11 protein-coding genes are annotated in these 13,611 nt (G+C 45.0%); 5 read left to right on the top strand and 6 right to left on the bottom strand.

Annotation, left to right across the window (positions count from 1 at the left end; all coding sequences use genetic code 11):
- Nucleotides 1-769: 769 nt before the first annotated feature.
- A complete protein-coding gene (locus tag MSG36_RS02250) occupies nt 770-2,749 on the top strand; it encodes a replication initiator protein RctB domain-containing protein (protein WP_050632639.1) in 1,980 nt (659 codons plus the stop codon).
- Between the two features lie 380 nt (nt 2,750-3,129).
- Here the strand turns inward: MSG36_RS02250 and MSG36_RS02255 are convergent, their stop codons facing one another.
- From MSG36_RS02255 to MSG36_RS02265, 3 genes are read right to left on the bottom strand one after another with little or no spacing between them, the layout of a single operon-like run.
- On the bottom strand, nt 3,130-3,648 hold the full coding sequence (locus MSG36_RS02255; protein WP_248365994.1) for a transcriptional regulator: 519 nt from the start codon (nt 3,646-3,648) through the stop codon (nt 3,130-3,132).
- A complete protein-coding gene (locus MSG36_RS02260; protein ID WP_050620252.1) occupies nt 3,645-4,577 on the bottom strand; it encodes an ATP-binding cassette domain-containing protein in 933 nt (310 codons plus the stop codon). Before MSG36_RS02260 ends, MSG36_RS02255 begins: the two co-directional genes overlap by 4 nt.
- A gap of 9 nt (nt 4,578-4,586) precedes the next feature.
- On the bottom strand, nt 4,587-5,411 hold the full coding sequence (locus MSG36_RS02265; RefSeq protein ID WP_248365995.1) for an ABC transporter ATP-binding protein: 825 nt from the start codon (nt 5,409-5,411) through the stop codon (nt 4,587-4,589).
- 362 nt (nt 5,412-5,773) lie between these two features.
- Here MSG36_RS02265 and MSG36_RS02270 point away from each other — a divergent pair, with 362 nt between their 5' ends.
- Together MSG36_RS02270 and MSG36_RS02275 are read left to right on the top strand one after the other, a co-directional pair.
- A complete protein-coding gene (locus tag MSG36_RS02270; RefSeq protein ID WP_248365997.1) occupies nt 5,774-5,968 on the top strand; it encodes a hypothetical protein in 195 nt (64 codons plus the stop codon).
- A 190-nt stretch (nt 5,969-6,158) separates the two neighbouring features.
- Entirely contained in the window at nt 6,159-6,719 is a 561-nt protein-coding gene (locus MSG36_RS02275; protein WP_048614216.1) for an NADAR family protein, read from the top strand.
- Nucleotides 6,720-6,893: 174 nt separating this feature from the next.
- On the opposite strand, the gene MSG36_RS02280 is transcribed toward MSG36_RS02275, so the two are convergent.
- Nucleotides 6,894-7,652 (bottom strand): transporter substrate-binding domain-containing protein, encoded by a 759-nt coding sequence (locus MSG36_RS02280; protein ID WP_048614214.1) that lies wholly within the window; start codon nt 7,650-7,652, stop codon nt 6,894-6,896.
- Nucleotides 7,653-7,740: 88 nt separating this feature from the next.
- Here MSG36_RS02280 and MSG36_RS02285 point away from each other — a divergent pair, with 88 nt between their 5' ends.
- A complete protein-coding gene (locus MSG36_RS02285; RefSeq protein ID WP_248365998.1) occupies nt 7,741-10,173 on the top strand; it encodes a response regulator in 2,433 nt (810 codons plus the stop codon).
- A 150-nt stretch (nt 10,174-10,323) separates the two neighbouring features.
- On the opposite strand, the gene MSG36_RS02290 is transcribed toward MSG36_RS02285, so the two are convergent.
- Complete coding sequence (locus MSG36_RS02290) at nt 10,324-11,076, bottom strand: SDR family NAD(P)-dependent oxidoreductase (RefSeq protein ID WP_248365999.1); 753 nt, start codon at nt 11,074-11,076, stop codon at nt 10,324-10,326.
- 12 nt (nt 11,077-11,088) lie between these two features.
- The gene (locus tag MSG36_RS02295) at nt 11,089-11,784 is read right to left on the bottom strand and encodes a sulfite exporter TauE/SafE family protein (RefSeq protein WP_048611165.1); all 696 of its coding nucleotides are present in this window, start codon (nt 11,782-11,784) and stop codon (nt 11,089-11,091) included.
- 362 nt (nt 11,785-12,146) lie between these two features.
- Between MSG36_RS02295 and MSG36_RS02300 the strand changes: the two genes are divergently transcribed.
- Nucleotides 12,147-13,463: an aspartate aminotransferase family protein gene (locus tag MSG36_RS02300; protein WP_061038567.1), complete on the top strand. Its 1,317-nt coding sequence runs from the start codon at nt 12,147-12,149 to the stop codon at nt 13,461-13,463.
- Nucleotides 13,464-13,611: the final 148 nt, after the last annotated feature.

Raw genomic sequence — 13,611 nt, forward strand, 5'->3', positions numbered from 1 at the left:
AACTGAGCAATATTGATCCGAGCAACTGCACATTGGAAATGATCAACTTCCGGAAAAATGATCAAGTAAACATAGTTCCGGAAGCATGTAATTTATGAGCTAAGTTACGGAGAAATGCTTTTGGAATGGGGATTCAACGCCTATAAGGGCTCAATGATTGAAAATTCAATCGACACAGACCGAGAATACATAAACATGACAATTTCATGATCATGCTTCCTAGTTAAGACCCACCAGCGCTAAATACATCAAAGCAATCCATTTCCAGCGGATACAGACTAAATTTTGCACTCAATAGGGTAGGAACGATAAAAAAGTATGCTCTCTTGATCATTGTTCCGATAGATTGGCCACCACAAGTGTCCACATAGACAAGTCAAAAGCGACTTAGAAACCGATGTTGAATTCCGATCTGTGGATAAGCTGTATAAGTATAATGATCATGCTTTCGAACCAATAATGATCATGCTTACAATGACTTAATGATCATCGTTCTGATGTTCTGTGATCATGCTTTCTTAAGTTTAATGATCATAGTTTCGGAACCTTTATGATCATGCTTTCCAAGGCGATTTATTTTAATACTTTAAATTCAGCCACTTAAAAGCAAAGCTACGTCCAGATCATTAGATCACTTAATCATTTAAGATCATATTAATCAAAAAGATCAGTTATTTAAAAGCCAATAAATTCTCTTTATTTATGATCATTCTTTCTTTATCATTCAGGAACTATAGTGAAATTACGGTTAGTGTGATACGGATCAAAAATGAAACCAGAAGAGAAATTGTTAATTAAGGCACGAAGCCACAAAGATGGTCATTTATTTGAGGTATCTGAAACAGCCGTTGAATGGATAGAACAATATCAACACTTCAAAGGTGTCACCAAAAGCATAGTTGAGCTTCTTAACCTAATTTCACTTCGTGGGTTTAGCAGCAAAGACGGATACGTTTCCACCACTGAGATTATTGAATCAACCGATGGTCAAGTCACTCGCGCGGCCTTACAGCAAAGGCTGAGAGCAGCAGTCAATATCGGGTTGTTCAAACAAATCCCCGTTCGCTTTGAAGAAGGCCTTGCTGGTAAAACCATGTTGCATCGCTTTGTGAACCCAAACCAATTGATATCGGTACTGGGTGCCACCAGCTTAGTGACAGAAAGCGTGAAGCAAAATGAAAAGCAAAAGCGCTCTAAAGCCCTAGCTCAAACCAAAGTAAACAAGCGCTTACTGAATGAACATGGACTGAATACCCCGCCAACGATGAAAGATGAAGCGGACCAATTCATTGTTTCGCCAACCAATTGGGCGGGGATTATTGATCAAGCGTTAGCGCCACCTAGAACTCGTAAGAGCTACCAGAAATCCATGGTTTCGATCTCTGGTACTCGAGCTGTGATCGAGACAAGATCTTCTAAAAATATCATGACCGTTGACGATCTGATGACGCTATTCGCGCTATTCACACTCACCGTTCAATATCATGATCATCACCAAGATGATTACCATCTAGACGCGAAACACACGCCGAACAAAACACCACTCTACATCACTGATATTTTGTCTTTACGTGGCAAGAAAGACAGCGGCCCAGCTCGTGATTCGATCCGCGATAGTATTGATCGTATCGAATTCACGGATTTCCAACTGCACGAGCTTACAGGCCGTTGGCTTAGTGAGAACATGCCAGAAGGCTTTAAGAGTGATCGTTTCCGATTCTTAGCTAGAACCATTACCGCATCGGAAGAAGCGCCTACAGAGGGCTCTGACGGCGAAATTCGCATTAAACCGAACCTATACATCCTGGTTTGGGAACCTTCGTTCTACGAAGAGCTGCTGACGCGTGATTATTTCTTCCTATTTCCGCCAGAAATCCTGAAACAACATACCTTGGTCTTCCAAATGTATTCGTACTTTAGAAGCCGCATGGCACGTCGCCATTCAGATAGCATGTTGCTCAGTGAGCTCAACCAGAAATTGGCGCGTAACATCGATTGGCGTCGTTTCTCGATGGATCTGATCCGCGAGCTTAGAAAGCTGGGTGAAGTCGGTGAGCAAGAAGATACCTTCCTGGTTAACCTTTGGGGTTATCACTTGACGATCACCGCGTTGATCGAAAAAGGGAAAACGACCGATTATCAGGTAGATATCAAATGTAATGTGGAAGAGGTCTTACGTTACTCAAGAGCGCGTACCACTAACGCTGGTAAGCGTAATATGGCACCAACGCTGCCGAACCCACTTCGTAACGAGATGGTGTCTAAGCAGAAGCTGGAAGAGCTGTCTGAGATTATCGATGGTGAGTTTGAGCCAATTCAGCGTAAAGCACCGTCGCCAAGAGGCAAATTGGGACGTCGAGTTAAGCAGCGTAAACACTCCGTTGAGATCAACGCTGATGAGATCATGATTACCCTCTCTAAATATACCTCTGCAGAGGCTCTAGAACGCAGCATAACGGCTTTATCTGCTATGACAGGGCACTCACATGCCTCAATCAAAGAAGAGTGCTCAGAGCTCATTGAGAAGCTTGATTGGTTGAGAGTAGGGGAGGACGTTATCCCATACGAAACACTGAGTCGCTTGATTGAGCTATACAACGACCGAGATAGCACCAGCAATCGACATCTGTCCATTGAACGTTTGATCTCTGGTTTAGCGGTGCGTCGTAAAGTGTGCAAACAAGTTCATGAAGGTCATTTAGACGAAAACGTGTTCCTTGCGCTCGATGAAATGGCGATTGGCCACTAGTGATTATCCTATCGCAATAAGCCTGTTTTATCGTGGCTGAATGGATAGTTTTGAACACATTAGGTGCTGATTAAAATCGCACCTAACGCTGACAAAGTGATGACAATGTAACGCATCTAGTTGATTATTATTTATCCCGAATAGACAACCTTTGTCCTTTCTTATGATTAATAGATTGGCTCATATTTTGTTACATCATACTGAATAGATTTTTGCGAGTTCCTAAGGGACTCGCTTTTTTTTGCCTGAAACTCAGCAAATCATTAAAATTCAATAGCTTACATAATTAAACGCCGAAGCATGATCAAGGCTAGATCATGCTTTCTACGGATCTAGCTCTGATGAGATTTTGATTTGATGTTTGATCGAGAAGGGCTTGATCAGTGCAGATGGCGTTGAATGCTGCCTTGATCATCGTTTCGGGGATGGGTTGCCATAAAGCGTACATGCGATTCGATCAATTTCTCTGATTCTGCTTTCCAACGTGGTTCTTGCTGTTGGTTCGTAAACTCCAAAGCCAATACACACAAGTGTTGTAGCCGCTGTGTACACCATTCTTGCAATCCTGCTTCTGATTTTGGGTCGCATGACACCGCTTGCAGCTTACTGTAGGCAAACATCAGGTATTGATAGGCTTTATCTTGATGGCTTGAGCTGCTGGTCTTCTGCGAAGCCAACTCCGGATCCGATGAATCCGCGAGGTGGCGATAGAAAGTAAAGATTCTCAGGCACCCGTCTAGCCAACATGCGATGCCTTTACTCTGCTCATCTGTGATCAATGGCCCCCAGAGCGCATCTGGAGGCGTTAAGATCAAAGGTTCTAACCGGTCCACTTGATCATGCTTTCGGTTTTTGTACCAATCTCCGATCCGCTCTAACCAAGTGTCTAGTTCATTCATGCAACGTTATCCCACTGTTTTACAAAGTGATTATCAGCAACTTGTTTGATTTCATGCTGTATTTCACTGCTCTGCTCTCGAATACGATCAGCATCTATTGAATAGTTTGGCTCATTTTTGACGAGTTCGCCAAATGGCAGATCGGGATCAGGGACGGCAGAGATCAACAACTTAGTGTACGGGTGTTGTGGATTGGTTAAGATCGACTGGGTTGATCCCCATTCAACGATCTGCCCTTTGTACATCACCGCTGTCTCTTCTGCGATGTAATGTGCCGTGGCAAGATCGTGGGTTATGTACAAAAAGCCAATCCCCAACTCTTTTTTCATTTTTTGCATTAGGTTCAACACGCCAAGTCGAATCGAAACGTCCAACATCGAGGTGGGTTCATCAGCAAGAATAACCTCAGCGCCAACGGCCAGTGCTCTGGCTAGGTTAACCCTCTGTCTTTGGCCTCCACTGAGCTCGTGTGGGTATTTAGCGAGCGTTTCGATGGGTAACTCCACCAGCGTTAATAACTCTTTGAGGCGCTCTGTGAGAGCCTGTTTAGTGGCTACCTGTTTATGGATCTTAAGTGGGCGGGTTAAATGGTGCTCAATGGTGTGGGTTGGATTGAGTGAACCAAAGGGGTCTTGAAAAACCATTTGCACACGGCTGCGATAATCCAAGATATCTTTACGGCTTTTCAGCGTAGAGATGTCTCTGCCTTTGAACAGTATCTCTCCCTCTGTCGCAGGGTAAACCTTGGTCATCAGTCGTGCGCAAGTGCTTTTCCCGCAGCCAGATTCGCCAACCAGTGCCAGTGTTTTGCCTGCATGTAAGTCAAAACTCACACCATGCAGTGCTCTAAAGATCTCTTCTTTGCCAAATCCACCACCAACAGTGAATTCTTTAACGAGGTTTTTTACTTGAAAAATAGGTTGTGACATGGAGCTCTCCTAGCACGCCGTCGCGTGAGCATGTTCATGAATATTAGGGAAAGAACTCCATAGCTTTTGGGTGTAGGAGTGTTGTGGGTTGTTACGAATCTCATGGGCGTTATTGACCTCAACTATCTTGCCGTGGCGCATGATGGCAATGCGATCGCACAGCTGGCTCATTAGTGCGAGGTCATGGGTGATAAAGAGTATCGAGAAACCAAACTCCTCTCTGAGTTGGTGTATCTGCTGCAATATTTCGCGCTGTACAACCACATCCAGCGCTGTGGTTGGCTCGTCCATGATGATCAGCTTTGGGTTAAGGGCGAGAGCAATGGCAATCACCAAACGCTGACGCATGCCGCCACTGAATTGATGCGGGTACTCTGTTAGGCGATGGCGTGGAATATTCACAAGGTCGAGCAGTTTCTCGGCGCGATCTTTGGCCTGTTCATTACTCATGCCTTTGTGGTGGCGCAATACATCAGCAAACTGCTCTTCGATGGTTAATACGGGGTTGAGTGAATTCATGGCGCTTTGGAACACCATCGCGATCTCACTCCAACGCAAGGTATTCAAATGGCTGTCCGATAAGCTCAGTAGATCTTGCCCACCAAACAGTATCTGGCCTCCTGAGATGAAAGCTGGCGGCTTATGCAGGCGGTTAATGGCAAATGCGATGGTGCTTTTGCCACAACCGGATTCTCCGGCTAAGCCGAAAATCTCGCCTTGCGCTATGTTAAAGCTAACGGATTTGACTGCATTGAAATCACCGTCATCGGTGATGTAGTCGACACATAGATTCTTCACTTCGAGAAGTGGTTTCTCTGAATTTCCCACAGACATGATAAATACTCAGTTATGATATTGATAACCATTATCATTAGCGTATGTTGGATTTAGTGGAAGCGACGAGCACGAAAAGGATGAAGTGCCTCGAAATTTATCTTGGGTTATTTCACGAATTTTCAGCAGAAGAGAAGCATTGAAAGCGGGGAAAATGAGAGTTGGATCAAACCACATTTCTTATGGGGAATCTTTTAAATGTAATTGCAGAAAATGGCTTTGGCAAAGTTTAAATGAGGCATTTATTAATTAGCTTTGTGAAGCGTCGGAATCATCACACTTCAGTACAGAATTTCTTAACAAGCGAAAAAGCATTTGCTACAGATTACCTGTCCATTACATGGTGCTTTTCGGAGGAAAACATGTCCATTAATTCTATCAACCATAATGAAATGACAAATATTGCAAACAAGTGGGATGCTGAAGAAGAAGTATCTTTCAAACCAGAAAAGAAAATGAAGTCTGCTGAAGCTCGTCGTCGTATCGAGACTCTAAGAGAAATTAGAGAAAGCGGTTTGAGTCTGGAAGAAGCGAGGGAGCTAGGTCTTATTCACTAATAATCCCCATTGCATTTAGAAGGGTGGTACAACGCCACCCTTTGATTTATAAGTACTTTTTCATGGTTCCTATCTCGATTGAATCAACCCCTTGATTCTTTAGCTCACTGTCCCGTTTAGCCTATCCCTTTTGACATTACGCTTTATTAGATGAAAAACACGTACATGGCATACTCTTGAACTAAGTTGTTTGACAGTAATATTCAACGCCACTAATTTTAAAGTTAAAGCAAAAATATGCGATGTCGTTGGTAAGGAGAAGGCTATGTCTAATTCTGTGGCTCAAGCTAAAGAAGTGCTGTTTTACGAACCCGAAGATCCGAACGGATACCTGTCAAATTTTGCCGCTTGTCCTATCAAGGTGGGTGATCAAGTTTGGGCAACCAGCGAACATTATTATCAAGCGATGAAGTTTGCCTCCGAAGCGCTACGCAATACCATTTTGGAAGCCAGTACACCTGCTGAAGCGTTCTCTTTAAGTCGTGACTACGAAGACCAAGTTCGCGACGATTGGTATGATATTCGTGTTGAAGTGATGCAGTTTATTGTGACGGAGAAGTTCAGACAGAATCCACAGTTTGCGCTGTTTCTTACCAACACCGGAGATTCGGTGATCAAAGAACATTCGCACAAAGATCACTTCTGGGGCGATGGCGGCGATGGAACCGGCGAGAACCATTTGGGTAAGATTCTGATGGCAGTGCGTCACCAGCTTCGTACTCAGCAACTGCATTTGATTGCTTCGCACTGATTCGTCGATTCAGATAGCGGCATGCTTATGATTACCCCTAAGACGCATTTAAAAGGCCGCCCTGCTATCTAGTATTAAGTAGGGCGGCCTTTTAGGTTTTAGAGAGTCAGGCATCAACGAGAGTTAAAGTGCGTTATCAAGCTATCCGTTGCTAAGTTCGACGTAACGCTGGTGCTACAAGTAACTCTGTACGATGTCGTCGAGCTGTCCATCGTCTTTCATTGTGTCTAGCCGTTGATTGATGAAGCTTTGCAGCTTAGGATCCATCTCAGGGTCAAACGCCAAATGGATAGGGTAGTTATTGATTACAGAACCAAACTCTTGCATCTGGTAATCATCAATACTCAGTTTTTGCTCGTTTAGGTTGTATTTGATTCGTGATTCCATTTCCACAAACACGGTATCGCCAGGTGCTCGGTTCAGGACACGAAACGCAGCAGTGTAATCTTTTACTCGAATCTCGTTGAGCTTGCCCTGTTGGATATAAGGTTCCAAGTTCGGATACTCAAATCCCACCAGCAATACCACGGCTTTCCCGTCTAGATCATCGATTGTGTTGAACTCAAATGGCTTTTTACCACTACTCAGTAACACGTGTTTTACATTGTAAATCGGATCTTCAGATAGGTTCACAGATTGGATGTTTCCCCAACTAGGGCTGCCATAGGTAACCCAGTTAGGGTTCTCTCTCGCATCGAGCTTGTCGATCATTCGATTAAAAGGGTAGGTGTGGTAGTTGATCTCATATTGGCTGTCATCAAACACGGCTTCCACAATATCTGAAACGATTCCTCTGTGAGATGACCCGTCAGTTTCGATCTGAAAAGGTTGCGCTTGGCTCGCAATAATGTAGTAGTGAAGAGGTTCGCTTGCAAAAGCATAACTGCTTGAAAACAAACTGACTATGGATGCAAAGATAAGATGTTTTTTCATAACCTTCCCTAGTTATTTGATGAATGACTACTATTATACTAGTTGAGTAATTGTAGTTTGCTAGGATAACAATAATGGTAATTTGTGTATGGTGACAAAAGGAAAACGCTATATTGGACTCTCCCGACAGTTGATCGGGGTAATCATCGCAATCAGCACCTTATTCACTGTTATAGTGACAGGTCTCGGGTTGTATGTGGAGTACCAAAATCGAGTTTCTTTTATCAGCTCTCAGGTCGAACAGGTTAAGGCCGGTTATCTCTCCGGTTTAACGTCCAGCTTGTGGGTCGAAGACCGTGCTCAACTGTTTGTGCAAGCAGAAGGCATCTTTCGTCTGCCGTCTGTGAGTTACCTTCTGATTGAAAGCCCCGATGAAAAAATTCTAGAGTTAGGTCAAAAGACCGAAGGCCAATCTTATTCCCAGTCTTGGGAAATGGTGCACCAAATGGGTGGTACAGATTTCCCATTGGCAACGCTCACGGTGCAATCTGATTTAAGTATGATTCTCAATGACTTTGAAGAACGAGTGCTACTGTTGCTCGCCTTCGAAGCCGTCAAAATATTCTTGCTGTCTCTTGTATGTTTAACCATAGTCTATCGCCTTGTCGTAAAACGTTTGATGACCATGTCTTCTCAGATCAACCAGCAACAGGTCGAAGACAACAAACCGCGCTTCTTAACGCCAACTGACTCTATTTACAAAGATGAGATCTCGACACTCGAGAGCAGTTATAACCAGTCTATTGAACGTATTCGTCAACAGTACAAAGAGCTGGAAAAAGCCAAAGACGTTGCTGAGGTGGCCAACCGCAATAAAAGTGAATTCCTTGCCAATATGAGTCACGAAATCCGTACCCCAATGAATGGGATTATCGGGTTGTCGTCTTTGCTTTCTGAAATGGATATGCCGAAAGAGCAAAAAGAGTACATCAACATGCTCAACACCTCTTCGCTTACTTTGCTCGACTTAATCAATGACATTCTTGATTACTCGAAGATCGAAGCGGGGCGACTAGAGCTTCAGCAAGAGCCGATGAAAATGATGGGCATTGCGGCCGACGTTGAATCAACCTTCCGAGTGAAAGCGGAGCAGAAAGGGCTTCGATTCCAATTAGCGATCGACCCTAAGATCCCAACTATGGTGATTGGCGACGGTACTCAACTAAGACAAGTCCTAAATAACTTAGTAGGCAACGCGATTAAATTTACCGAGCACGGCCACGTCACGCTCTCGCTTCGTTTGGAAGAGGTGGTTGAGCCTGAGCAAAAACTCAGAGTGAAGTTCGAGGTTGTCGACAGCGGTATCGGTATTGCAGAAGACAAACAGAAATCGGTGTTCGATAAGTTTCAACAAGCCGACGGCAGTACCACACGTATTTACGGAGGCACAGGGCTTGGTCTAACAATATGCGAGAAGATCGTGACATTGATGGGCAGCAAGCTTGAACTCACCAGTGTTGAAGGTAAGGGCAGTACATTCTTTTTTACGGCTGACTTTGACCCGTGTTTAGAAGCCGATGAAAGCAATATCGATTTCAATAAGGTTTCGGTTCTGCTTGTGGATGATAGCCAGCTGAACATGCGTATAACGTCTACACAGCTTCAATCTTTCGGCGTTAAGTCTGAGTGCTGTGAAACGGCAAACCAAGCGTTAGAGTTGGTTTCAGAGTCTGTGGCTAAGTCATCACCTTATGATCTCGTGCTGATAGACAAAGTAATGCCGTCCGTTGATGGCTTTCAACTGGCGAGAAGCTTAGTTGAACGCTTTGGTAGCGAGTGTCCTAAGTTAGTGATGATCTCTGCTGACCCTAGAAAGCAAGATGAAGCTCGTGCTAAACAAGTCGGTTTTGTTGCCTACATTGCGCGTCCTTACCAAGATAATCAGCTTAAATGGACCATCAGTGAGGTACTCGCGAGAGCCGCTGATACTTCAGTCTTTACTTATCCGAACAGAGGAGAGGTTGCGTTTAAAGACAATGAGCCTGTGCCGCTAACCAAACCTGCGGCGGTTGGTAAAGAGGCTCCCACTGTTTCTGTAAACGCCCCACAAGCCGGTAAACAAGCTCCAATTGAAGCAGAGTCAAAACCTGTCGCGGCTGCCGGAGAATTTAGTGGTACGGTTTTGGTTGTTGAAGACTCTCGAGTGAACCAACAAGTCGCCAAGATGATGCTCAAGAAGCTAGGCTTTGAAGTTGATATTGCCGACAACGGTGAAATTGGTGTCGATAAATTCAAGGCCAACGAATACGAGATGATCTTTATGGATTGTCAGATGCCGGTTCTCGATGGCTTTGAAGCGACCAAGCAGATCCGAGCGCTCGAAGAAGGGTCTTCAAAGCACATTCCAATCGTTGCGCTGACAGCCAATGTCGTACAGCGAGACAAGCACCTATGTTTTGATGTGGGTATGGATGAGTTTTTACCTAAGCCTGTTAACCAGGGGAAACTGAGAGAGATCGTAGCCAGTTTCTTGTCGAAAGAGACCGAATCAAGCAAGGAACACGAGCAGAAAATCGTTTAGTTGAGTATCTCTAATCTTACTTTCATTAAAAGAGTAATGAGGCGAGTTAGACATAGTCTTTTATGCCGTTGGTTATATTTGAAGTATCGTGTGAAAGAAATGATAAAGGTGGCCTGAAAGACCACCTTTTTTGTATGTGTCGGTTTGAACTTAATCTCTATCGATTGCGAACGCAGACCATGCTTGACGTGTCGGCATTACTTCGACTCGGTTAATGTTGATGTGATCTGGCAAGGTTGCGATATAAAACATCTGCTCGGCAATATCCTCTGCTGACAACGGTGTGGTACCTTGGTAAAGATTGTCTGAAGCCGTCTGGTTACCTTTGGTTCTTACAAGAGTAAATTCCGTTTCTGCGATGCCTGGAGAGAGGTCAGTTACACGCACTCCAGTGCCTTGTAGGTCGCAACGTAGGTTGTAACTGAACTGCTTTACGAATGCTTTGCTGGCACCATACACATGGCTTCCTGGGTAAGGCCATTGTCCGGCGATTGATCCAACATTGATGATCGAGCTTCCTGCGCCACTCTTAATTAACGTTGGCAACAATGCATGAGTGACATTGACCAAGCCAGTGACATTGGTATCGATCATTGTGTGCCAGTCTTTCAAGTCTACATCAGGCGAGCCTTCTGGTGCCAAAGCTAACCCAGCATTATTAACCAATGCGGTAATCGATGAGAATTCAGCAGGTAGTGAATCAATGGCTTGTTTTACGGCGTCTGCGTCTCGAACGTCGAGTTGAATTACATGTACAGGCACCGTTAATTCTTCCTTTAGGTCGAGTAACCTTTCGATTCGGCGACCAGACAACACTAACGACCAGTTATCTTCTGCAAAACGTTTTGCTGCCGCTTTGCCGAAACCAGAGGTTGCCCCTGTAATGAACGCTATCTTATCCATAAATACATCCTTCTAATTTGAAATTAACATAAGTAGTGCCATGCCGATCAAAATCGGCGCGGTCGTTGTTTTTGCAGACAAGTTCGGTACTGATAGGTACAGCTTTTGCCCCAGTACATTGCCAATCAAAGCTGCCGGTAATAGCCATAAACCTGTGATGAACGATTCTTGGTTAAATGCGCCAATCCATATGAAGCCAACCAGTGAAATTGCTGAACTCAGCAGAAAAAACACAATCGCGGTGGCTCTCTGTTCACTGGTTTTAATGGTTAGGTTCATCAAATACGTCACTAATGGCGGCCCTCCCGAAGAAGCGGTGGTCATGCTAAACCCCGAAATTGCTCCCGCCCAAAACGCGTGTCGTTGGTGTAGCCAAGTGAGGCGTAAGTCCAAAATAATCAGCGTGCCAGCGACCAAAGACATCATCGCTATAAAGGCCTTCAAGCCTGATTCCGATATCGTGCTAATGAAATACAGCGAGAAAGGCACCGCAACCAACATGCCAATACACAGTGGTGCAATAAGCCGGATATTGATGGTGGTTTTACTTCGCTTGAGCAGGGGAAAGGTACTTAAAAAGTCCAACAGGATAGCGATGGTTACCGCTTGCAATGGTGGAACAATAAAGCTGAGGGAGAGCGCTGCGATAATCGCAAACCCAAACCCTGAATAGCCTCGAACTACTCCTGCAAACAGAATCAATGTCATCGCTAATCCTAATTCCACTCTTGCTCACCTCTTTGCTTTTGATATTGCTGCTGCGTTAATTAGCGTTCGATGAGACTTGTCTCGTCTGCCTTTCAATCTATTCACACCTAAGAATTTTGAATAGAGCCAGATCGACGATTGGATTGGGTCAGGCTGTTGGTTGGATCGGGGAGCAGGTTTGGGCTGATTCACTGGCCCACGATTTTGTTGAAACTGACACTATGACCTCCGCCCTGTTTGGGATGAAGATTATTCCATCCGATAGCGCAGCCTTTTCAATGTCGTGTTTTGTGTCTTTCATTCTCGAAGACGAGCCAAGCACGAGCGGCTGTGAATCTAGTGTTGTTAATGGAGACGATGAAATGGAAGTATCAACAGAACAGCTTGTGAACCAAGATATTATCGACCTCGACAAGAGCGTATTTCATTCTTGGTCGATTCAAGAAGCAGCGGAGCCTATCGCCATTGCGGGTGGGCAAGGATGCAAAATGTGGGACTACGAAGGTAAAGAGTACCTTGATTTTAGTAGCCAACTGGTTAACACCAATATTGGTCATCAGCATCCACAAGTGATCAAAGCGATTAAAGATCAAGCGGACTCATTGGTAACCGTTGCCCCTGCGACTGCCAACCTCACTCGCGGTTTGGCGGCCAAGCGCATCTTGTCGAAAGCGCCAAGCACGTTTAAGAAGGTGTTCTTTACCAATGCCGGCGCAGACGCTAACGAAAATGCGATTCGCATGGCGCGACAATTCACAGGGCGTGACAAGGTGCTATCTGCTTACCGTTCTTACCATGGTAATACAGGCACTGCGATTGCTGCGACGGGGGACTTTCGTCGAATTCCAAACGAGTATAGCCGTGGGCACGTTCACTTCTTCAATCCATTTCTCTATCGAAGCGAGTTCAACGCGGCGACTGAGGCAGAAGAGAGTGAGCGTGCCCTGCAGCATTTAGAGCGAGTGATTGAATGCGAAGGGCCAACGGCGATTGCGGCGATTATCCTAGAGACCATTCCGGGAACGGCTGGCTTTCTCATTCCGCCCAAAGACTACCTTATCGGCGTGCGTGAGCTAGCAACCAAACATGGCATTCAACTGATCTTTGATGAGGTGATGGTCGGCTTTGGCCGCACGGGTAAGTGGTTCGCGTTTGAACACTTCAATGTTGTACCGGATCTGATTACTTTTGCTAAAGGGGTTAACTCAGGTTACGTGCCGGCTGGTGGCGTGGTGGTCAGCGAACCGATCGTTGAGCACTTTAAGTCAAACTTCTTTATGGGCGGCTTAACGTATTCTGGTCACCCTTTGGCAATGGCCTCTATCGTTGCAACGCTCGATGTGATGGAGCAAGAGGGCATTGTCACACATGCTGATAACGTCGGTAACAGCGTTCTAGGGCCGCTCCTACTGAGTCTTCAAGAGTTGCACCCTATGATTGGTGATGTGCGCGGTAAAGGGATGTTCTGGGCGGTAGAGCTGGTGGAAGATCGTGAAAGCAAGACACCTTTGAGCAATGAAAAAATGGGGCAATTGAAAGCGCAATTGACCAAGCGAGGCCTGTTGACCTTCATTGTGAATAATCGCATTCACGTTGCGCCACCTTTGGTTATTCAGCCAAGCGAGATTAAGAAAGGCGTTAAGATCATTGATGAAGTGTTGTTTGAACTCGCTTCTTAATTCTTCAATAAGATAGCCAGCACAGCAACCAAGGCACTTTGGCAAAGGATTCCCCGTTCTTTTCAACGTGCCAAACCTAACCTTCAGAAACGACAAAAGAGCATCGATTGATGCTCTTTTTACGTTTATTCACTAAATCACTCTGCTC

Origin of the sequence: Vibrio sp. 1CM8B (assembly GCF_023161685.1) — a bacterium.
In the GTDB taxonomy this organism is placed as follows: Bacteria; Pseudomonadota; Gammaproteobacteria; order Enterobacterales; family Vibrionaceae; genus Vibrio; species Vibrio coralliirubri.